19 protein-coding genes are annotated in these 21849 nt (G+C 70.1%); 15 read left to right on the top strand and 4 right to left on the bottom strand.

Annotated elements, in window-relative coordinates; genetic code table 11:
• Positions 1-266 precede the first annotated feature (266 nt).
• Entirely contained in the window at positions 267-2264 is a 1998-nt protein-coding gene (locus ASG51_RS22345; RefSeq protein ID WP_056383121.1) for a 4Fe-4S binding protein, read from the top strand.
• A gap of 17 nt (positions 2265-2281) precedes the next feature.
• A complete protein-coding gene (locus tag ASG51_RS22340; protein ID WP_082514206.1) occupies positions 2282-2785 on the top strand; it encodes a GNAT family N-acetyltransferase in 504 nt (167 codons plus the stop codon).
• 7 nt (positions 2786-2792) lie between these two features.
• On the opposite strand, the gene ASG51_RS22335 is transcribed toward ASG51_RS22340, so the two are convergent.
• Positions 2793-4043 (bottom strand): c-type cytochrome, encoded by a 1251-nt coding sequence (locus tag ASG51_RS22335; RefSeq protein WP_244480236.1) that lies wholly within the window; start codon positions 4041-4043, stop codon positions 2793-2795.
• 322 nt (positions 4044-4365) lie between these two features.
• On the opposite strand from ASG51_RS22335, the gene ASG51_RS22330 reads away from it, so the two are divergent.
• From ASG51_RS22330 to glp, 4 genes are read left to right on the top strand one after another with little or no spacing between them, the layout of a single operon-like run.
• The gene (locus ASG51_RS22330; protein ID WP_056383274.1) at positions 4366-5433 is read left to right on the top strand and encodes a molybdopterin-binding protein; all 1068 of its coding nucleotides are present in this window, start codon (positions 4366-4368) and stop codon (positions 5431-5433) included.
• Positions 5434-5441: 8 nt separating this feature from the next.
• The gene (locus ASG51_RS22325) at positions 5442-7421 is read left to right on the top strand and encodes a molybdopterin biosynthesis protein (protein ID WP_200941370.1); all 1980 of its coding nucleotides are present in this window, start codon (positions 5442-5444) and stop codon (positions 7419-7421) included.
• Complete coding sequence (mobB, locus tag ASG51_RS22320) at positions 7418-7963, top strand: molybdopterin-guanine dinucleotide biosynthesis protein B (RefSeq protein ID WP_056219221.1); 546 nt, start codon at positions 7418-7420, stop codon at positions 7961-7963. The genes ASG51_RS22325 and mobB overlap by 4 nt, the downstream gene beginning before the upstream one ends.
• Positions 7951-9204 (top strand): gephyrin-like molybdotransferase Glp, encoded by a 1254-nt coding sequence (gene glp, locus ASG51_RS22315; RefSeq protein WP_056383119.1) that lies wholly within the window; start codon positions 7951-7953, stop codon positions 9202-9204. Before mobB ends, glp begins: the two co-directional genes overlap by 13 nt.
• On the opposite strand, the gene ASG51_RS22310 is transcribed toward glp, so the two are convergent.
• Complete coding sequence (locus ASG51_RS22310) at positions 9180-10172, bottom strand: substrate-binding domain-containing protein (RefSeq protein WP_056383117.1); 993 nt, start codon at positions 10170-10172, stop codon at positions 9180-9182. The two genes, glp and ASG51_RS22310, sit on opposite strands and share 25 nt — an antisense overlap.
• A gap of 73 nt (positions 10173-10245) precedes the next feature.
• Here ASG51_RS22310 and ASG51_RS22305 point away from each other — a divergent pair, with 73 nt between their 5' ends.
• The 5 genes from ASG51_RS22305 to ASG51_RS22285 all read left to right on the top strand — a co-directional run bounded on the left by ASG51_RS22305 (position 10246) and on the right by ASG51_RS22285 (position 13984).
• Positions 10246-10941, top strand: a complete 696-nt coding sequence (locus ASG51_RS22305; RefSeq protein WP_056383116.1) for an ABC transporter permease — start codon at positions 10246-10248, stop codon at positions 10939-10941.
• A gap of 4 nt (positions 10942-10945) precedes the next feature.
• Positions 10946-11662, top strand: coding sequence for an ATP-binding cassette domain-containing protein (locus ASG51_RS22300; RefSeq protein WP_056383113.1), 717 nt, complete (start codon positions 10946-10948; stop codon positions 11660-11662).
• Entirely contained in the window at positions 11635-12459 is an 825-nt protein-coding gene (locus ASG51_RS22295) for an extracellular solute-binding protein (RefSeq protein ID WP_056383111.1), read from the top strand. Before ASG51_RS22300 ends, ASG51_RS22295 begins: the two co-directional genes overlap by 28 nt.
• Before the next feature lie 264 nt (positions 12460-12723).
• Positions 12724-13494 (top strand): hypothetical protein, encoded by a 771-nt coding sequence (locus ASG51_RS22290; protein ID WP_056383109.1) that lies wholly within the window; start codon positions 12724-12726, stop codon positions 13492-13494.
• Between the two features lie 172 nt (positions 13495-13666).
• Positions 13667-13984: a hypothetical protein gene (locus ASG51_RS22285; RefSeq protein WP_056383107.1), complete on the top strand. Its 318-nt coding sequence runs from the start codon at positions 13667-13669 to the stop codon at positions 13982-13984.
• Between the two features lie 201 nt (positions 13985-14185).
• Here ASG51_RS22285 and ASG51_RS22280 read toward each other — a convergent pair whose 3' ends face one another.
• Positions 14186-14431, bottom strand: a complete 246-nt coding sequence (locus ASG51_RS22280; RefSeq protein WP_244480234.1) for a hypothetical protein — start codon at positions 14429-14431, stop codon at positions 14186-14188.
• A gap of 14 nt (positions 14432-14445) precedes the next feature.
• Positions 14446-15093: a PRC-barrel domain-containing protein gene (locus ASG51_RS22275; protein ID WP_056353476.1), complete on the bottom strand. Its 648-nt coding sequence runs from the start codon at positions 15091-15093 to the stop codon at positions 14446-14448.
• 152 nt (positions 15094-15245) lie between these two features.
• On the opposite strand from ASG51_RS22275, the gene ASG51_RS22270 reads away from it, so the two are divergent.
• From ASG51_RS22270 to ASG51_RS22255, 4 genes are all read left to right on the top strand, one after another.
• Positions 15246-16634 carry a Wadjet anti-phage system protein JetA family protein gene (locus ASG51_RS22270; protein ID WP_056383105.1) on the top strand — a complete coding sequence of 463 codons (1389 nt, stop codon included), beginning with the start codon at positions 15246-15248 and terminating at the stop codon, positions 16632-16634.
• Positions 16635-16838: 204 nt separating this feature from the next.
• Complete coding sequence (locus ASG51_RS22265; RefSeq protein ID WP_056383103.1) at positions 16839-17108, top strand: hypothetical protein; 270 nt, start codon at positions 16839-16841, stop codon at positions 17106-17108.
• A 127-nt stretch (positions 17109-17235) separates the two neighbouring features.
• Positions 17236-17871, top strand: a complete 636-nt coding sequence (locus ASG51_RS22260) for a DUF4194 domain-containing protein (protein WP_056219257.1) — start codon at positions 17236-17238, stop codon at positions 17869-17871.
• Between the two features lie 512 nt (positions 17872-18383).
• On the top strand, positions 18384-21839 hold the full coding sequence (locus tag ASG51_RS22255; protein ID WP_056383100.1) for an SbcC/MukB-like Walker B domain-containing protein: 3456 nt from the start codon (positions 18384-18386) through the stop codon (positions 21837-21839).
• The last annotated feature ends 10 nt before the right edge of the window (positions 21840-21849 follow it).

The following is a 21849-nucleotide window of genomic DNA, read 5'->3' as shown; positions in this document are numbered from 1 at the left end:
GCGAGGAACCGGTTGCGGGAGAAGCGCTGCCACCGAGATGTCGTCCCGGCGACCGAGGCACAAGGCGCAAGATGCGCGCGGGACGTGTCGTCGCTGCGCTCCGGTGTCGGATCGCAGTTTTGAACCATTTGAGTATATGAGATACGAACGACGACGCGAAGAGGCCATCGCTGTGCCGGCCCGTCGTCTGCGTCAGCTTCCCCAGATCCATCCAGGGTTCGTCCGTGTCCGACCGTATCGTATTCGCCTGCACCTGCGAGAAGACGATGTCGCTCGACGCCGAGGCGATCGGGCGTGGGTGCGGCGGGACGCTCAGGGTGGCCGATCAGCTCTGCGGCCACGAGCTCGACCGATTTCGGGGCGCCGTGCAGGCGGGCGGTGCGGTTACCGTGTCCTGCACCCTGCAGTCGCCCCTCTTCGACGAGGTCGCCTCCGAGCTCGGCGCCGAGGACCGGGTGGTCTACGCCAAAATTCGCGAGACGGCAGGCTGGTCGTCCCAGGGTGACGCGGCTGGCCCGAAGATGGCAGCTTTGCTCGCCGCCAGCGCCGAGCCGGTCCCGGATGCAGCCACCGTCGCGATCGTGAGCCAGGGCATCGCACTTGTCTATGGTCGCGATGCGACCGCCATCGAGATCGGCCGCCGTCTCGCGGAGCACCTCGACGTGACGGTGCTTCTAAGTCGGCCGGAAACGGTCGAGCCGCCTAAGCGCAATGACTTTCCGATCGTGCAGGGGACGATCGCCGGCGCCAAGGGACGGCTCGGGGCCTTCGAGCTGCGCATCGACGACTATGCCCTGCCGGCGCCGTCGTCCCGATCGCATCTCTTGTTCGGAGCGAGCCGCAACGGCGCCACTTCGACCTGCGACATCGTCCTCGACGTCACCGGCGGCACCGCCCTGTTTCCGGCGCACGAGGTCCGGCTCGGCTATCTCCGCGCGGATCCGAGAGATCCGGCGGCGGTCGAGCGCCTGATAACGGAGGCGTCACACCTTGTCGGCACCTTCGACAAGACGCGCTTCGTGGATTTCCACGCCGAGCTTTGCGCTCATTCACGCTCCCGCGTCACCGGTTGTACCCGCTGTCTCGAGGTTTGCCCGACGGGGGCGATCGCGCCAGCGGGCGATACGGTGGCGATCGATCCCTACATCTGCGCCGGGTGCGGAAACTGCGCCTCGGTCTGCCCGACCGGGGCTGCCGCCTATGCGCTGCCGCCGGCCGATGCGCTGATGCGCCGGCTGCGGACCCTGATGGTCGCCTACCAGGCCGCTGGCGGTCGTGACGGCGTGATACTGTTTCACGATGGCGACCACGGCGAACCTCTGATCGACGCCCTCGCCCGTCATGGAGACGGCCTGCCGGCTCACGTGCTGCCCGTGCGGGTGAACGAGATCACGCAATTAGGCCCGGAGGCCTTCGCGGCACTCTTTGCGTACGGCGCCGCCGGGGTCCGCATTCTCGCCCGCGACCGACCCAAGCATGACCTCGACAGTCTGCGCCGGGCGGTGGCCCTCGGCGACACCCTGGCGCGCGGGCTCGGTTTTGGCAGCGGAACTTCAGAGCCGGTCGTCTCCCTGATCGAAACCGACGACCCGGATGTTCTGGGCGCCACCCTGACAGGACAGCGGGTCGGAAAAGCGGCCGGCGTTCCCTCTCGTTTCATGCCGATCGGCGGCAAGCGAGAGGTTCTACGCTTTGCCTTCAACGAGATGCATGGGGCAGCCCCCGAGCCGGTAGCGCGGATCGCGCTGGCCGGGGGGGCTCCATTCGGCGGCCTGGAGTTCCGCACCGAGGATTGCACGCTCTGCCTGGCCTGCGTCGGCGCCTGCCCGACCCATGCACTGTCGGACAGTGCCGACCGGCCGTTCCTCGCTTTCGAGGAGAGCCTCTGCGTGCAGTGCGGTCTCTGCGCGAATACCTGCCCGGAGAGTGTCATCACCCTGAAGCCGGGCGTCGATTTCGAGGCCTGGGCCGCGCCACGGCGGGTGTTGAAGGAGGAGGAGCCCTTCGCGTGCATCGCCTGCGCCAAGCCCTTCGGCACGCGCAGCACCATCGAGCGCGTAGTGGAGAAGCTGCGCGATCGGCACTGGATGTTCCGGGGCGAAGCCGGCGAAGCGCGCGTGCAGGCCCTCATGATGTGCGAAGATTGTCGTGTCGAGGTCGCGGTGAATCAGGGCTTCGATCCCCATGCCGGCCCCGAGCGCGACCGCCCGCGCACCACGGAGGATTATCTCCGCGAGCGCGCCGCCCGCGGCGAGGCGATCTAGCCGGATCGGCCGCTGCCATGGGCGACTGGACGTGGCGGAGCATGGAGGAGCGGGATCTCGTACAGGTCGTCGCTCTGGCCGACCGGCTGTTCCCGGACCATCCGGAGGATGCGGCGCATTTCGGCGAACGGCTCGCGTTGGGAGCCCGCCTGTGTCTGGCTCTGAGCGACGCGCATGCAGGCGTCGCGGGGTATGCGGTTGCGTATCCCTGGCCGCTCGGACGAGTTCCGCCCTTGAACCGATCACTCGCGCCCGTGCCGTCGGCGGAGGGCGCTGCCTACCTGCATGACCTCGGTATCGAACCGGCGCTCGCCGGTGCCGGGCAGGCCGGAGCGGGTCTGGCGCTCCTGATCGGCCGGATGCGGGAGGCCGGGCTGCACGACCTGGCCCTGGTGGCGGTCAACGGGACCGTGCGGTTCTGGGAGCGCCATGGCTTTCGAAGCTGCGCGCCGAGCGACGCGACGGCGAGGACGCTCGCCAGCTACGGCGGCGAGGCCCGTTACATGATCCGGACGCTGTGAGCCGGATTCAGCGCGTCGCCGTCGCGCTCTCCAAGAACTTCACGAGTGCCTCCCGGTCTTCCGCCCGGTTGATCGTCTGCTCCGGCATCCGCGTCCCCGGTGTGTAGCGGGTCGGGCCGACCTCGAAGAGCCGAGCGATGGTGCGCGCGTCCCAGACGATGTCCATGCCCCTCAGGGCGTCGGAATAGCGGTAGCCCGGCACGGTGGCGATGCGCCGGCCGATGATGCCGGCGAGCGTGGGGCCGGCGCGGGGGCCGTCCTCCGGGGTAAGAGCGTGACACGCGACGCAGGCCTGGAACACCTCGGCGCCCCGGTCCCCGTGATACGCGGCCAGGGCATCCGACGGACGCGGCATCGCCAGGGGACCGATCGGTTCGCCGCTCAGGGCATCCCAGCGCCGGATCAGTCGGTCGCTGCCGCCCGTGAGGAGTTCGCGTCCGTCCGGGCGCCACGCGATGGACCAGACCGGCAGGCCCGGCCCGACGAGGCGATGCAGGATCGTACCCGATTCCCGGTCGATCACCGCGACCGCGCCGCCGGCGGTGGCGGCGGCGATCCAGCGGCCATCGGGGGAGGGCGCGAGCGCGATGACCGGGTTCGGCCCGACATCGACCGAGGCGCGGACCGATCCGTCCGGGTGTAACAGGCGTACGACCGCGTCCCCGCCCGCGACTGCGATTTCGCCGTCCGGCGTCACTGCCAGCGCGTTCAGGATGGTGGGCAGCGTGACCACGATGGGCACGCCCGCGGGGTCGTCGGCCCGCGGCCAGATCCGCACGGTGGCGTCGTAGCCGGCGGTGACCGGCCGCCGATCCGGCAGGAAACCGACGGCGTTCACGTTGCCCTGGTGCCCCGCGAGCACGCGGGCCGGGCCGCCGGCGATCGGGCGGATCCGGGCGGTTCCGTCCCAGGCGGCCGAGGCCAGCAGCGATCCGTCGGGCGAGACCGCCAGCGCCGCCACCGGCCCCGCATGTTCGGTGAAGACCCGCTCGGGCTCGGGTTGGCCGGCGCGCCAGAGGGCGATACGGCCATCTTCCGAGGCCGTGACGAAGCCGCCCTCGGACAAGGCGGCGACCGCGTTTACGGCCCCGTCATGAAAGCGCAGGACGGTGAGCGCGCTGCCGCTGTCGATCGCCCACAGGATCGCGGCCTGATCGAAGCCGCCCGAGATCGCGAGGGCACCCCCCGGCGCGACCGCCAGCGCCCGAACCGGGCCGCCGTGGCCGCGCAACTGCGCGGCGGCGGGTGAGCCTGACACAAGGGACGCGAGGAAGCAGAGGGCGAGTGCCCGCCGGGATGGGACACGATCGACCAAGGCTTTGCCGAAAACCTGCACTGCATCCCCCGCGAGAAAACGCCGGGATACCGGCCCGGCGCGCGAATTTAGACGATCCGCCAGAGAGATGTCGCTGCATGGAGACGGGACCCGGTGACGCGGGAGACCCGGGGGGCGCTTGATCATCGCTCGGCGATGGCGCATCGCTCGACGCATGATCGCATCCGACCGCAGCGCCCTCGAACCGGAGGCCGGCTCGCCCGCAGCGGCACCCGGTCCGCGCCGGACCGCATCCTCGGCTCTCATGCCACTGACGCAGGCCGTTCGTCTCTTGACGGAGCACCTTGTCCCGGTCGCACCGGAGGCGGTGCCGTTCGCCGAGGGCCTCGGCGGGACCGGCGCCGTCGACTGCCATGCGCCGCGGGCCATTCCGGAATTTGCGACGGCCCTGCGAGACGGTTGGGCCGTGCGCGGTGCGGACGTCGTCGGCGCCTCGCCCTTCGCGCCGATTCTCGTCGTGGGCCGCCCGCCCTGGGTCGAGGCAGGCGCGCGGTTGCCGGAGGATGCCGACACGATCCTGCCCCCCGAAGCCATCGAGGGATCGTCCATCGTGGCCGATGTCCCGATGGGGGAGGGCGTGCGTACGGCCGGTGCAGAAGCCTCGCCCGGCACCCTGCTCCTCGCCACCGGTCAGCGGGTGACGGCCCTGCACCGGCTGGCCCTACAGGCGGCCGGCTTCGCGAGTCTCGCCCTACGCCGTCCCCGCCTGACCCTGATCGTCGCGGGAGCGCCCGAGGCCGACACCCTCTCCCCCCTCCTGGCGCATTGGATCACCGCGGCGGGCGCGTTGGTGGCCAACATCGTGGCCGCCAACTCTCCGGACGCGATCGCGGATGTGCTCAGAACACAGGACGGCGACGCCGTTCTGACGATCGGCGGGACGGGCTTCGGACACAACGACCACGCCTCCGCCGGACTGGCCCTGGCTGGAACGGTGCGGGCGCATGGCATCGCCCTCCAGCCGGGGGACACCGCGGGCTTCGGCGAGGTGGGAGGACGGCCCGTCATTCTGCTGCCGGGGCGGCCCGACGCGGCGCTCGGCGCCTTCGTCGCCCTCGCGCGCCCGCTGATCGCGAGCCTGTCCGGAGCTCGGGCTCCGGCGGGAAGCGGCGCACCGCTTCTGGGCAAGATCGCCTCCACCATCGGCATGAGCGAGATCGTCTTCGCCCGCCGGATGCCTGACGGCCTTCTGCCGCTGGGCGGCAGCGACCTTGCGCTGGCCAGCTTGATCCACGCCGATGCGGCGATCCTCGTCGGACCGGAATCGGAAGGATATCCGGCCGGCCGCGTCGTCCCGGGGCTCGCGCTGTGAGCGACGCCGTGCCCACCGACACCGCCGCGGAAGACGCCTTCCTGGACCGGCTGGCGCAGGCCGCGCGCCAGGAGCAATTCCTCACGGTGGTCAGCCGGGAAGAGGCCCTCGCGCGCTTCCGCTCGGCGGTGCCGCACGCAGCCCTCGCGCCCGAGACCGTGTTTCTCGTCGACGCACTCGGGCGCGTCCTGGCCCACGACGTCGCCTCGCCCATCGACGTGCCGCCCTTCGATCGCGCCCTCGTGGACGGATTCGCCCTGCGCGCTGCGGATACCGAGGGCGCGGACGAGGCGCGGCCGCGGCGCCTGATCCTGAACCGCGAGATCCTCGCCTGTGGGGTCGCGCCGGTCATGGCCGTGCCCCCCGGCACCGCGACGCCGATCGCCACCGGCGGAGTCGTCCCGCGCGGCGCCGATGCCGTCGTGATGGTCGAACAGACCGAGTTCCGCCCCGACAGCCTCGCGATCGACCTCATCCGTCCGGCCCGGCCGGGCCAGTTCATCGGCTATGCCGGGGCCGACATGGCCTCGGGCGAGACGGTCCTGCGCAAGGGCATGCCGATCACCGCGCGCGAGATCGGCATGCTGGCCGCCTGCGGCCTCGCCGCCGTCGACGTCGTCCGCCGGCCCCGGGTCGCGATTCTCTCGACCGGCGACGAACTGGTGGCGCCGGGCCGGGCGCTGAAGCCCGGGGCGATTTACGATTCCAACGGGCCGATCGTGGCCGCGACCGTCAGCGAGAACGGCGGCACCGTTTGGCCACTCGGTATCGTTCGCGACGACGAGGCCGCCCTGGACGCTGCCCTCCGCACCGCCATCGCCGACAGCGACATCGTCGTCCTGTCGGGGGGGACCTCGAAGGGGGCCGGCGACGTCTCGCACCGCATCCTTCAGCGCCTTGGCGAACCCGGCATCCTCGTGCATGGGGTCGCCCTGAAACCCGGGAAGCCCCTCTGCCTCGCGGTCGCGGGACAGACGCCCGTGGTCGTCCTGCCGGGCTTTCCGACGTCGGCGATGTTCACGTTCCACGACGTCGTGGTGCCGCTGGTGCGGGCGATGGCCGGCCTGGCGCCGCGGGAGGACACCTTTGTCACGGCGATCCTGCCTCAGCGCGTGCCCTCCGAGCGCGGGCGCACGGAATTCGTGATGACCGCCCTGGCCGAGACGGAGGGCGGCCTGCGCGCCCTGCCGCTGCCCAAGGGATCCGGCTCGGTGACTGCGTTCTCGCAGGCCGACGGCTTCTTCGCGGTTCCCGCCGCCCGGGCCGGCCTGGAGGCCGGGGAAACCGTGTCGGTCACCCGGCTCGGTGCCGGCGTCCGGCCGCCGGATCTGACGATCATCGGCAGTCACTGCGTCGGACTCGACAGGGTGATCGGGCGACTCGCGGAGCACGGACTTCGTGCACGTCCCATCTGGGTCGGCTCGGCCGGGGGGCTCGCCGCACTGGCCCGGGGGGAGTGCGACCTCGCCGCGATGCATCTCCTCGACACCGAGACGGGCATCTACAACCGGCCGTTCCTCGGGCCCGGACTGGAGTTGGCCGAAGGCTGGGGACGCCTGCAGGGCGTTGTCTTCAAGCCCGGCCATCCCCTGTTCGAGGGCTGCTTGCCGGACGAGGCTGTCGCCGCGGCCTTGGCCGAACCCGAGATCGTGATGGTCAACCGCAATACCGGCTCGGGCACCCGCGCCCTGGTCGACGGCCTCCTGAAGGGCGCCCGTCCGCCCGGGTTCTGGAATCAGCCGCGCTCGCACAACGCCGTGGCGGCGGCAGTGGCCCAGGGGCGGGCTGATTGGGGCGTCGCCATCGCCACCGTGGCGCGGGCCTACGGCCTCGGTTTTCTGCCGCTCGCCGATGAGCGCTACGATTTCGCCTACCGCGCCGAGCACCGCGAACGGCCGGCACTCGCCGCCTTCCTCGCCTGCCTGCGCGATCCCGAGACCCGCGCCCTCCTCAGCGAAGCCGGGTTCTCGCCCGCGGAGGCGCCGTGAATCCCGCCCGGGTCATCGGCCTCGCGGGCTGGAGCGGCGCGGGCAAGACCACGCTCCTGTCCCGGCTGATCCCGCTGCTGACGGCGCGCGGCGTGAAGGTCGCAACGATCAAGCACGCGCACCACGCCTTCGACGTCGATCATCCCGGCAAGGATTCCTACGTCCATCGCGAGGCAGGGGCGTCCGAGGTCATCGTGTCGTCGTCGCGGCGCTGGGTCCAGATCCACGAGATCGGCGCCGAGCGGGAAGCGCGGCTTGGCGAGCTCCTGCGCCGGCTCTCGCCCTGCGATCTCGTCATCGTCGAGGGCTTCAAGCGCGACGTGCATGCCAAGCTCGAGGTCCACCGCGCCGCCAACGGCAAGCCGCCGATCTACCCCGACGATCCCCGGATCGTGGCGGTCGCGAGCGACCAGCCCTTCACGGATGCTCCGGTGCCGATCGTCGATCTCGACGCCATCGCGCGAATCGCCGACCTCGTCCTCGCCCTGTCGGAACCGCTGGAGACGGCGCTGGCGCACCTGGAGGGACCATGGCCCAGTTGACCGACGACTGCTTCGCGTTCGGCGGTGCGCTGATGCGCATCGAAGACGCCGTGGCGCTGATCGGCGAGCGCCTGCCGATCCTGGCCGGGACCGAGTGGCTGCCGCTCGGGCTGGCCGATGGACGCGTGGCGGCCGAGCCCGTCCTGGCGCTCCATGACGTGCCTCCATTCCCGAATTCCGCCGTCGACGGCTACGCGATCCGCCACGGTGACCTCAGCCTGGAGGGCGAGACGCGGCTCCCGGTCCGCGGTCGGCTCCCCGCGGGGACGGCCGCGGAGGAAATCTCGGGCGCTGGCGGCGCGATCCGGATCTTCACCGGGGCTCCGATGCCGCCCGGGGCCGACACGGTGTTCATGCAGGAGGACGTGCGCCGCGAGGGCGACGTCGTCGTGCTGCCCCCCGGGCTGAAACGCGGCGCCAACGCTCGAGACGCCGGTGAGGACATCGCCCGCGGGGCCTGCGCGATCCCGGCTGGGCGGCGCCTGCGGCCACAGGATCTCGCCCTCGCGGCCGCTTCCGGCCATGACCGAATCGCCGTGCGCACGCGCCTGCGGGTCGCCCTGTTCTCCACCGGCGACGAACTTACAGAGCCGGGCGCGCCGCTTCCCTCCGGCGCAATCCACGATTCGAACCGCGTGATGCTCGCGACCCTGCTCGCCCGCCTCGGAGCCGAGGTCGCGGATCTCGGCATCCTGCGCGATGAACCCGATGCCCTCGCGGCGCGCCTGCGGCAAGCGGCCCGGGATCATGACCTGATCCTGACCTCGGGCGGTGTCTCCACCGGTGAGGAGGACCACGTGAAGGCCGCCGTCGAGGCGGTCGGCGCGCTGATGTTCTGGCGCCTTGCGATCAAGCCCGGCCGTCCGGTCGCAATGGGCGTTGTCGACGGTACGCCATTCGTCGGGCTGCCGGGCAATCCCGGTGCCGTCTACGTCACGCTCCTGTTCGTGGTGCGCCCACTCCTCGCGCGCCTGGGCGGCGCAAACGACGTTGCACCCCTCGGCCAGCCCGTTCGGGCCGCCTTCGCCTATCGCAAGAAGGTGGGCCGGCGCGAATTTGTCCGCGTCAGCGTCGCCCTCGGGCCCGATGCCGTCCTGGAGGCCGTGAAGTACCCCCGCGAAGGTGCCGGTGTGCTCTCGTCGCTGACGGAGAGCGACGGCCTCGTCGAACTCGACGAAACGGTGACGGCCGTGGCCGCGGGCGACATCCTCACCTTCTATCCGCACGCCGTGCTCTGGTAGCCGAGGGTGACGGACGCCGCTCGTCCGGCGGCCTCCGTCAATTGCGTTAACAACGCCTCGTCAATGGTGGTGCGGGCGGCCAGGAAGTAAGTTTCCCAGCCCAGGGACTGGAAAGCGAGGCCGAAGCGCTCGGCGATCGCGGGTGTCCCCATGCCGACATCCGCGGTGCCGGTGGCGATGAGCGCGGCGACGGCCTGATGGGTGAATTCCTCGGTCTGCGACCCCCGGATCGCGCGGCTCTCCAAACCGGCCTCGGCGCAGAGACGTTCGAACCAGATGCGCGTCCCGGCACCCCGCTGGCGGTTCACGAAGCGCAGGTCCAGGCGGGCGATGTCGCGGACGCCGGTGACCCCGTGCGGGTTGCCGGGCGGAAGCATCAGGCCCTGCTGACGCCGGAACAACGGTCGAACGTGGAGGTCCGGATCGCGGAACACGGCACCGAAGGGATCCGGGGCCGGACCTTCGGAGCCGTAGTGGAAGCCCGCCGCATCCGCGCTCCCAGTACGAAGATGCGACAGAGCGTCGAGGCTTCCGGCGATCGCGAGCTCGACGTCCGCCCGGGCTTCGACGACACCCAGAAGCAGCGGATCGTGGCTCGCCGCGAGCCTCAGGGGGGGCAATTGACGGGCCTCCAGCCTGCGCAAGGCCTCCGTCATCCGGTCCGCCTCGGCGGCGAGAAGGGGGCCGAGCCGATCGTACATCTCTGACAGCGTCGCGTGGAGCGTACGGCCATACGGTGTGAGCACCGTGCCGTGCCCCTTGGTCTTGATCGCCACCGGTTGTCCGAGGGCGGCTTCGAGGTCCGAGATCCGGCTCCAGGCCGAACGATAGGAAACTCCGAGTCTTCGCGCGGCGACGAGCAGCGAGGTGGAGGTGGAAAGCGCGTGCAGCATGGCGAAGGTCGGCCGCAGCGCGAGACCGTTCCAATCGCCATCGGCCTGCAGCGTGAGAGGCGTCGATACGCGCATCGGCAAAGTCTTTCCTATTGATCTTTCCCGCTCCCCCGTATCATCCCGCGAGGCCCCATGCAGCCCGGTGACGATGCTTCAGACCTTTCAGGAGACGATCTCGCGTCTGGTGACCCTCGACCGCGATGTCCTCGTGATCGCGTGGCTTTCCCTGCGTGTCAGCCTCACCGCCGTGGGCATCGGGCTCGGCATCGGGATCCCGGTGGGGGCCCTTCTGGCGGTCGCCATGTTTCCGGGGCGATCGGTCCTCGTTGGGCTGCTGAACGCCTTCATGGGGCTCCCCCCGGTGATCGTCGGGTTGGTGCTCTACCTCGTGCTGTCGCGCTCCGGCCCGCTGGGGTCGCTCGGTCTCCTGTTTACCCCGGGCGCGATGGTGGCGGCCCAGGCCGTACTGGCGACGCCTCTCGTCGCGGCGCTCACTCGGCAGGTGGTCGCCGATGCCGAGGCGCATCTCGGTGAGCAACTGCGTTCGCTCGGACTGTCGGCCCCGCGCCGGGCGCTCGCGCTGATCCACGATACGCGCTTCTCCCTCGTGACGACGGCCCTGGCCGCCTTCGGGCGCGCGATCTCGGAGATCGGCGCCGTCCTCGTGGTCGGGGGCAACATCGATGGTCACACCCGCACGATGACCACGGCGATCTCTCTGGAGACCCAGAAGGGCGACCTCAGTCTGGCCCTCGCGCTCGGGCTGGTGCTGATCGGGCTCGTCATCCTGATCAACGCGTTGGCGGCGACCCTGCGCGCCCACGCCGCGCGCGCCTACGGCTGAGCCGATGCCCGCGATCGAACTCAGCGACCTCGCGCTCGCCCGGAACGGCACCACTATCCTGGATGGCCTGAGCGCCGGGATTTCCGCCGCCGGCATCACGGCGCTGATCGGGCCGAACGGCGCCGGCAAGAGCGCCACGCTGCGCGTCATCGACGGCCTGCTCGCACCCGATGCCGGATCGGTGCGGATCGTCGCCGCCGGCCCTGTGCGGCGCGCCTTCGTCTTCCAGCGCCCGGCTCTCCTGCGGGCCAGCGCGCTCGCCAATGTCGCCCTCGCGCTGACGCCCCTCGGCCTGTCGCGGACCGAGCGGACGCGGCGCGCCCACGCTGCCCTGGCGCGCGTCGGCCTCGGCGACCGGGCTTCGGCGCCGGCGACCCGCCTCTCCGGCGGCGAGCAGCAGCGCCTCACCCTCGCGCGGGCCTGGGCGGTCGAACCCGATCTCCTCCTCGCCGACGAGCCGACCGCCAATCTCGATCCGGGCGCCACCGAACTCGTCGAGGGCCTGATCGCCGAGATCGCCCGGCAGGGCACGAAGGTGGTGCTCGTCTCTCACAATCTCGGACAGGTCACGCGGCTCGCCGCCGACGTCGTCGTGCTTGCCCGAGGGCGGGCCGTCGAGCAGGGGCCGACCCGCACGCTTCTCACCTCGCCCCGGGCCCCCGAAACGCGGGCCTACATCACCGGAGAACTTCCTTGGACATCCTTCGCCGCGGCCTCCTGACCTTCGGCCTCCTGTTCGCGCTCGGTGCCGCATCCGGCGTCCGAGCCGAACCGGCTTCCATCGTCGTTGCCTCCACCACGTCCACCGAGCAATCGGGCCTGTTCAAGCACCTGCTGCCGCTCTTCGAGGCGAAGTCCGGCATCGCCGTGAAGGTCGTGGCCCTCGGCACCGGACAGGCCCTCGACGCGGCCCGCCGGGGCGATGCCGACGTGGTTCTGGTGCATGATCGCCCGGCCGAGGAGAAGTTCCTGGCCGAGGGCTTCGCCACGAAGCGCTGGGACGTGATGTACAACGACTTCGTCCTGATCGGACCGAAACCCGACCCGGCCGGTGTCCGTGGGGGCGACGCGGTCGCGGCTTTCGGCAAGCTCGCGGTGGCCAAGGCTCCCTTCGTCTCGCGCGGCGACCGGTCCGGCACCCACAGTGCGGAGTTGCGGACCTGGAAGGAAGCCGGCGTCGATCTCGCGGACATCAAGGGCGACTGGTACCGCGACATCGGCCAGGGCATGGGACCGGCCCTCAACACCGCTTCGGCCCTGAACGCTTACCTCCTGGCTGACCGCGGGACCTGGCTCGCGTTCAAGAATCGCGGCGATCTCACCATTCTCGTCGAGGGCGACAAGCGCCTGTTCAATCCCTATGGGGTGATGCTGGTGAACCCGGCCAAGCATCCGAACGTGAAGGCGAAGGAGGGCCAAGCCTTCATCGACTGGCTGATCTCACAAGAGGGGCAGGCGGCGATCGCGAGCTACAAGATCGAGGGCAAGGAGCTGTTCTTCCCCAACGCGAGCAAGTAGGGCCGAAGCTTTCGTACGGGGAAGCCGGATTATCGGGGAAAGCGTCGGGTCGAGCTGCCCTCCGGGCGGGGCAATCGTTCATGGATCTTTTCTTCGAGACGGGTGACGCCGGCTCCCGCAAGCCTGCCGGCTGCGGCGATGCGCGACGAGAATGCGTCGCGCAGGGTGCGCGCCCTGACACCGATCGGGATGCGATGCGGGCATGCGGACGGCGCCACGTCGAGTGCCTTGCCGCCATCTCGCTCCAGGGCCTATCGGTGAATCATGACCGAGTTCATCGAGCACACCGACGGCGAGGAGATCCTGGAAGACGGTCACGGGGTCCGGTTCATCCTGCCGGCGTGGCGGTTCGACCTCCCTGTCACCCGAGGGGCGTGCAGGGACGAGTTGTCTGATGGCCGAAGGGTGCGAACCTTCAGCATCCAGAAGGGTGACCTTTCCGCGAATGAAGCGCGTCATTACGCGGGCCGGCTGCGGGACGCGCCGGCCCGGGCGATGGCGGTCTTCGACGCAAGTCGACGCGATGTTCATCCACCCGGAAAAACGATGCGGGCCAGTTTCACGATCAACGTTCTCCCGGGCCTGCTGATGACGCACGATTGGTGCATCGTCAGCCAATACAACGCACGCCCGAGCCCGGGCGAGCGCTGGCGAAATCCGCCCTTCTCGATCGGGGTCAGGCCGCAGGCCCCTCACGCTCGGGATGAAGTCCTCTACGTCGATCTCGCCACCTTCCCCACGGCCGGATCTCAGGAACAAGGCCGCCACGTCGATCTGGGACCGGAGGCCGTCGTCCCGTTGCAGCGGGATCGCTCCTATGCGGTCGCCATTGACTTCGCGGATGGGGCCGGCGGCGAGGGCCTGCTGAAGGTGAGAGTCGATGACAAGCTCATCGTCGATTACGCCGGCCCGACGGGCTACGCCAACTTCGCCGGGTGCTTCTTCGCCTACGGCCTCTACCGCTCGCCGTGGTGCCCCGGGTGTGAGGGCCTGAGCGCGCGCTTCGTGAACGTCGTGGAAGGCGTCGCTGAGTAGTCGCTGGACCCGCCGCTCGTACGAACGACGAGTCCTCCGGGCCGCACCTCGTCACACCTGCGGTCCGAACGGTGCCGCAGGACGGTTTCCCGGATCGATCTGCCGGGCAATCGTGCGATTGCCCGGCGCTCTCATCTAATCAGCGCCGATCGCGACGGACGACGGCGGCGCCGTGATCGGCCCTGGCACGATCTCGGTTCACGGCACTCCGACCGACAGCCGCAGCGTGATTGTCTCTGCGCAGACCTGCCCCGTCCTGGTTGACGGCCGCCTGATCCCGCGCGATGGCGGCTCGGTCTCCGCGCCGTTCGTCTCGGCGCAAGACTGCGCCATCATGGTATTCCCTGGCCCGGTCCGTCCCGACGGACCTGCGATCATCGGCGCTCGATTGCTCAGCGCGGTTCAGATCGCGGCGCTCCGCAGCCGCTCGCCCGTTGTCGCGGCGCTGAATCGCTGCGTCAGACTGCGCAAGGGCCGGCAGCACCGCTGAGGCTGAGAGAAAAAGTGATAAGGTGGCGAGGATGAATTTGGATTGTGTCATGTGGTGAACCTCGTCCGATTTCTGAGCCCCTCGGGCCCGGCTGAATGGGCAGAGCATCTGCGTCGTGAGCTGTCGGTTCGATGAACGCCGTTGCCCTCTCGTGGAAACGGCGTTCACGAATTGCCGATCGGATCGACGGGCGTTGTGCTCTCAGCGGATGTTTCCCGATTGCCGGCGCCGGGCGACGTACCAGACTGCCAGCGCGACGACCGCGATGACGAGGCTCAGCCAGATCCAGTTGAAATTCGTCGCCGCCGCGTTGGCGGCGGCGGAATTCGAGCCGGCGGGTCCCGTCTCCGGGATCGGTGGGGCCGGATTGGTCTGCTGGGCGAGCGCACTTCCGAGCGTTGCCGTCCACAGGAAGGCACTCGTGGTGAGAGTTCGGGTCATCGTCATCGTGCTCTCCACGGCTACTTATCGGCCTGGCGGGCCGCTCCGTACTGGAAGGCCGGCGCCGCGTTGAGCTGTGCCTTGGTCATGCGGATCTCGGCCTCGACGGGCACACCGCCGGCCAGCACCGTGGCGCGATCGGCGGGCGCCTTCCGGTTTTCGTCGACCGTGCCGGTGGTCGCCGTGACCTGATCGGTGTGCTTGTTCTGGACGGCGCCCAGGACCTCGCGCGTCGTGTCGGCCCCCGGCATGGTCTCGGGCTGTACGCGGGCTGCGGCCTCGGTGCTGGGCTTCGTCTCGGGCGTGACCACCGAGGTCGGCCCACGCGTGAGGGGAACGTCCTTCATGTTCCACGCGAGCGAGTCGTAGGGAATTGCCACCAGCTTCTCGCCGATTCCGAGGAAGCCGCCGACGCCGATCACCACCGCCTCGACCTTCCCGGCGTCGCCGATGAGAACGTCCTCGATCGATCCGACCCGCACATGGTCCATGCCCACCACCGGAAGGCCGATCATCTTGGATCCCCGCATCGCCCCCGGCTGCGGCTGGGCGAACCCGGCGCCGGTTCCGTCCGAGGCCGGTTGTGCATGGACCGGCCCCCCGGACGCCAGCGGCAGAGCGAGAACGGACAGGGCGAGGAGCAGAGTGCTCCGGCGGCGGACAGACATCGCAAACTCCACGAAAACAACTGGCTTCGCAGAAAGCGAACGACCGGTGGACAACGCGCGGTTCGCGTCCTGAGTTCAGGGCGATCCGCGCGCCACCCCTCCGGCGATTTGACTCTCCGCGCCGGGCAGGGCTGATCTCTGCCGGCTTCGCCATGCTGTTCACACACCTCTCCGACGATCTGTTCAAGCCGCTCGCCTCGCCGAGCCGGGCCTTCAATGCGGCGCTCCTGCTGCACCTGCACGGTCGGGTCTTCGGGGACACCGCCGAACCCCTGCGCAAGAGCGAACTTCTGACGGCGATCGGTGACTTCGCCGCCGATTTCGTGGACCGGGAGATCGACGACGACGCCTCCGGCACGGTGGAACCGAGCGAGCGCCGCTCGGTCGTCTATCGCCGCCTTCTCGATGCCGGCTGGCTGGTGGAGCGGCGGGAGCGCTATGTTCCGGTGGTCGAGTTCGACCCCGAGGCCCGGATGGTCATCGAGGAACTGGCGCGGCTCGACAGGGGCGAGCGGCGCTCCTACGGCGGTGCCGTCCTCGACGTGCTGGGCAGCCTGGAAAGCGCGATCGCCAACCCCGCCGAGAGGTCCGAGGCCCTGGTCAACGCGGCCAAGTCGGCCCGTACCTTCCTCAGTCATCTGCGCAGCCTGGCTGGATCGATGCGCAAGAGCGAGGAGCGCATCCTGCGCGAGGCGGATCAGGGCGTCGCCCTGCGCCTCTACTTCGAGGAGTTCGTCGCGCGGCACCTCGTCAGCGACTACCGGACGCTGCACACCCGCTTCAATCCTTTCCGCTTCCGGTCGGGAATCGTGCGCGAGGCCGGCCGTGCCCTGCGCGATCCCCTCACCCTGCGCGCCCTGACCGATGCGGGTCTCCGGGAGGGGCGGGCGCCCGACCGGGAGACGGCCGAGCGCGCCGTCCGCGGCGATCTGGCCGAGATCCTGGCGATCTTCGAGGGTCTCGATCGCCACCTCGACGTGGTCGCCGACATCGTCGCCCGGCTCGAGCGCCGGATCGCCGCCACGCTGCGCTACCTGGACCATCGGGATTCCGACCGGATCGAGCGCACGGCCGCGGCCCTGCGCGCGGTGGCTGGTGGCGATGACGACCTCGCCGGCCTGCCCGATCCCCAGGTCTCGCTGTTCCGCCCCCCGATCGGCGAGCCGCATTGTTACGCACCGCGCCTGCGCCGGGCGGCGATCGAATCCGAGCCGTTGCCCGAGATCGAGATCGATCCCGTCATCGAAGCCTTCATCGCCGCCAAGGACGCGTTCCGGGAGCGCGTCGCGGTCACGCCCGAGCGGATCGTGGCCTTCATCGAGGCACGGCTCGGGCCGGAGCGCACCATCCGGGGCTCCCAGATCCGGATCGCCGACGTCGACGATTTCGTCGTGTTCCAGCGCCTGCGGGAGATCGACGTCCTGTTCGACGGGAGCCTGCGCGGCCGCTATCGGCTTTCGCGGATGGAGGGTCGGGTGTCGAATGGCTGGCTCGATTGCCCGGACTTCCTGCTGGAGCGGGCGCCGGCGCTGCGCCGCTAGATCCGGAGCCGTCTGAGTCCGGTCGCGGCTATGCTGCCTTCACGGCCGAATTCTCTGCGCAACGGCGTTCGTCGCGATCGGTTGAATTGATGATCCCGGTTTAATCCCAGGCCTTGGCAAAATACTGTGAGGGGTTCATGCTCCGCTGGATTTCATTCGCGCGATGCGACGCGAAATTCGAGAAGACTGCGGGAGCGTTCGTCCATGACCAGCGCCAAATGCCTGATCAAGTCCGCTTGGATTGCCGCGGAAGTCGGCCGGGAGCGCTGTGAGCGGGTCCTGGTGGTCGAGACCTACATTGCGGTCAGCCCGCTGGAGCCGAACTACGATCCGGCCCGCTACGAGGCGATCGTTTCCGAGGTCCAGCGCGTTCTCGCGGCGAATCCCTCGCTCGACCGCGCTTCGATCCTCAGCATGCACCGCGACACGGCCTGCCTCTCGCTCTTTCGTGCGACGCCGGCCGTCGCGGTTTGAACGACATCGCGAAACTGGCGTCGCACTCTCGCGGACCCGCTCGCGGCCACGACCGTTGGCGCGCGTCGCCGCGAGGCGCTAGAGACACCGGCCGGCGCGGGCAGATCCCGCGACCGCGAGGCCAGCCATGCTCGAATCGTTTCGCGCCATCGTCGACGGTGAGGACTTGCCGCCGCCCGGAGCCCGCGCGCCTTCGGAAGAGGAGTTGACCCGGGCGCTTCAGGTCCTCCTGAAGAGCCAATGCGTCTACGCCGGAACACCGGGCATCGGGCGCTCCTATGAGCTCGCACGGCACTACGCGCCCTTCTTCCAAGCCTACTTCGCGTGCCTCGGCTACCAGTTCGACGTGATGCATCGCGATCAGATGGTGTGCCTGCGGGTTCCGCCCGAGGGCGTCCGTCACGATGCCCAGGCCGAGCGCCTGCGCAAGGACGAGACTCTGGTCTTGCTCGCCCTGCGTCTCGCCTACGAGGAAGGCCTGCGTGCCCACCGGGTGACCACCGAGGGTGTCGTGGAATGCACGACCGACGACATCGTCGAATCGATCCGCACCGCTACGCGCAGCGATCCGCCGGAAGAGGCCCGACTCACCGAGATCCTCCGTCTGTTCGCGCGCAAGGGGGCCCTGCGCCTGGGCGAACGCGACAAGGTCGAGAAGATCACACCCTTGATGGTGATGCCCGGGATCGCGGTGTTGTCGCCGGACGCCTGGATGGATCAGGTCCGAGCCTGGGGGGCTGCGCGCGGCGACGAGGAGGCGTGAGGTCTGAGGCGTCGATCCGCACGCGCTTGCCGAGGAAATCGAGGAGGCTGCGCATCCCGGGTGAGAGTCGATCGCCCACCGCGTCGAGGGCGTTCTTGTCCTCGCAATCCCCTGGCTTCCAGCCTTCGAGCATCGGTTCCGGTCGCCCGGCGGCGCGACCATCGCGGGATGCGCCCGGAACAGGCGCGATCGAGCGGTAACGACGATCCGCTCGGAGGACCCAACGGCGCCGGCCGATGTCCTGGACGCCGGGTTCTTCCGGGTCCACCGCCCCCTCTCGCTGAGTCAGCGCAACATCGCCTTGAAGGAGATTGCCGCATTAATCGCCTCCCTCGCCAGTCCCAACTCCGCGGCCACCCACGACGCGACGCGGCGCGGGGAGCGTGGGATCGTCCCGACTCTCGCCCAGCGGTGCCGCGTCCCCAGGCCGGCGGCCCCGCCGGCTTGCATCCCGGACGCTCAGCGTTCATGCGAGGGGTGTCTTCTCGAACTCGGGATCGTCAGCGCCGGCCGTGTACCGCCTTACCGATATCGTCCTCTCGAACTGGTACCTGATCCGCCGCGAGCAGATTCGGATCCGGGGCGCGGCTGCGCTGGTGGGACCTACGGGGGCCGGCAAGTCGACCATCTTCGATGCGGTCGGCACGGTGCTGGCGGGCAACAATGCCAGCCGCCTCGCCCTCAACGCTTCGGCCTCGGGACGCAGCGCCCGGACCGTGCGGGATTACTGCCTCGGCTGGATCAGCGATCCGGCCGAGGGCGGACGCCCCACCCGTGAAGCCTGCGAGACACTGATCGTCCTGGTCTTCGAGAACGAGACCACGGGGCGCGTCGTCTCCGCCGGGCTCGCCCTGGCGGCCCGGGCAGAAGACAGCCGCGAGACGACCCTGTCCCGCTTCGTCCATGTCGGCCACCGCTTCGAGGTCGCCGACTACGTCCGTGAGGCGCCGGGCGGAAGCTTCGTCGCGCCCTGGGCCGAGATCGCCAAGGACCTGCGCACCCGCGGGAGCACCTTCGACGAGTACCGAGCGTCCGGCGAGCGCTTCACCGCCGAACTCCTCGGAAACCTTCGCGAGGGCGCGGCGGTGCCGGAGCCGCGCCACTTCCTGCGCACCTTCTCCAACGCCGTGGCGTTCAAGCCGATCTTCGATTCGTCCGCCTTCGTCCGGTCCTTCGTGCTCGAACCCGAGCCCCTGGACGTCGCCCGCATCCGGCAATCGGTGGAGACCTGGCGGCGCCTCCTCGAGACCATCGAGGAGTTGGAACGGCGCCTCGCCCACCTCGCCCGGATCGTCGGGCGCTACGAGACCTGGGCCGAGGCGAGCCTCGCCACGGTTCTCGGAGACCTGCGCGCCGCTGATGCGGACCTGCGTCGGCGCATCATCGACACCGTGACCGCCCGCCAGACCCTCAAGGACGTCGCCGAGCGCCTGCGCATCGCGCGCGAGAGCGTCGCCACCAGCCAGGGCTTCGTGCGCGAAATCGACGGCGAGATCGCGGGTAAGAAGGCGCTGCTCGCCGGAACCGCCGCCGAGGGGCGCCTCGCCGCCTCGAACGCCGGCCTCGCCATGTTGGCCCGCGACCGACGCGACCTGGCCGCCCGGGTCGCCGAACTGGTCGGAATCGTCCTCGATACCGGCAAGCTCGCGGTGATCCTCGGCGAAATCCGCAAGGTTTCGCCGGAGGCCGCCCGCCTGGTGGAGGCCTGCGCCCGATCGGGTCTGCGACGCGAGGCCAATCCGGAAGAAACCCTGCGGTCGGACGGTCCGCTCGCCGCGCTGATCGCCGGACTGGCTGGAATGCCCCCGATCGCCGCGCCCCTCGAGCGGGCGGCGGAGGACGCGGCCCTGCGGGCCCGCGCCCTCGAGAACGAGGCGCAGTCCCGCGCGCCGGCACCGAGCGCGGGGCGGGGGGCGGCGCCGCGTCTGTCCTCGGACGTGGCGGCGTTCCGCGAAGAGCTGTCCCGCCTCGGCATCGTGGCGACACCGATCTGCGAGCTGGCCGAGATCATCGATCCAAAATGGGGGCAGGCCCTCGAGGGCCTCCTCGGCGGCGCCCGCGAGGCGCTTGTCGTGCAACCGGACCGCCTCAACGAAGCGTTCGCGCATCTCGAAGCGCGCAAGAGCCAGTTCTACCGCTGTCTCCTGGTAAAGACGACCGATACGGCCCGGCGGCGCGGCGGGCGCGACGACGAGGGTCCGCTCGCACTGATCGAGACGGCCGATCCCCACGCGCAGGCCTTCCTCGGGGCGCGCCTTGGCGGCTACGATCTCGCCCCGAACGACGCGGCCCTCGCGCATATGAGCCGGGCCGTGGCCCCGAGCGGGCGCTCGACCTCGGGCATGGCTTATTCGGTGGTGCGCCCGGTCCAGCTCATGATGACCCGGGGCCACCGGGGTCCGACCGCAGAGAGCCGCCAGGATTGGGAGCAAGCGGTCTCCGAGGCGCGCCGAGCCCGGGCAGAGGCCGATGTCCTGCGGGAAGCGGCCCGGATCGGGGCCGCCCTCGCGCGCCGCCTGTCCGAAACGAACCTGGATTTCGCTGAATTGCGCGCCGAGGCGGACGCGATCGAGGGCCGACGCCGCAGCCTGACCACGGAGCGGGAGAGCGTGGAGCGGGCCGAGACCGGCGTCTTGGAGGCCGAGCTCGCGGAGCTCGCTAAGGAGCGTTCGGCCTATCTCACCGAGCTTGTCCAGGTGCTGGAGCCGAAGCGAGACCTGCTGCTGGGCGAGGAGGCCGGCCTGAAAGCCAAGGTTGCGGCGAGCCACGAGGCCGCCCGTGCTGCGCTCCAGGCGCGCCGGACCGCGTATCAGCGCTGGGCCGGCGGCGACAGCATGCGCATCCGGCTCGTGCGTCCGGACGCCTTCGACCCGAAGGCGCTCGCGACGCTGCGTGCCGAGCGTGCGGATCTCGACGCCAAGGCGCTGGCGAGTCATGCCAATACCGGGCGTGCGCGAGCCCGTGAAGCGGCGGAGACGGCGCGAACGCAGGGCAGGGCGGCCGAGCGCGACCTCGCCGAGTACTGCGTGCAGTGGCGGGTGGAAAATCCGCTGGGGGCGAGCGACGTGCCGGCCTCCTTCGGCTACGGCTGGGCGAAGCGGGCCCATGACGAGGTGGCGAGCCACGAACTGCGGCGCTACCGGGATCAGGCGCGGCGGGCGGAGAGCGAGATGCGCCGCCTGATGATCGAAGACCTGTTGACCCGGCTCGCGGACAAGTTCGAGCGCGTACGCGCCCGGCTCGAGGCCCTCAACGAGCGCCTGTCGAGCCAGACCTTCACGGGGCAGACCTATGCCTTCGAGGCCGAGGTGGATCGGCGCTACGCCGCCGTCCATGCCCTGGCGACAGAGGTCGCCCGCTCGCCGGATGCGGCCCAGGCGATCCTGCCGGACGAGGGCGGCGCGATTCCCGATGGTCCGCTCGCGGCGGCGATCGACGAGATCACCGCCCTGATCGCCGGTGAGGAGAGCGCCGCGCGCCTCGCGGACTACCGGAACTACTTCGTCTACGAGATCGGCATGCGCGATCGGGCGGGAAACCGCACCACGATGTCGAACCGCGCGCTGCGAGGTTCGGGCGGCGAAGCGCAGGCGCCCTTCTACGTCGCCATCGCGGCGTCGCTCGCCTCGGCGTATTATCCGGGCGACCGACCCGGCGACGAGAACCCCGGCCTCGGCCTCTGCCTTCTCGACGAGGCGTTCTCCAAGCTCGACGTGCGCAACAGTCAGGCCCTGGTCGATCTCTATCAGGCGTGGGGGCTGCAACTGCTGATCGCGGCCCCGGAAGACAAGCGGACGACCTTGACCGAGGTGATGGATACCATCGTTACCGTCTACAAGAGCCCGGATCTCTCCTCCGTGCGAATCGAGGCCGAACACCCCCTGGAAGCTGCCAAGCGCGCCCTGGCGGCGATCAATCCCGAGCGCCAGGGCATCGAAGGCTTCCGGATCACCGACGCCGCCGAGTAGGGCGCGAGGC

It is taken from the genome of Methylobacterium sp. Leaf465, assembly GCF_001424705.1.
In the GTDB taxonomy this organism is placed as follows: Bacteria; Pseudomonadota; Alphaproteobacteria; order Rhizobiales; family Beijerinckiaceae; genus Methylobacterium.
The sequence above is the reverse complement of the archived record's forward strand: the minus strand, read 5'-3'. Positions and strand labels throughout refer to the sequence as shown.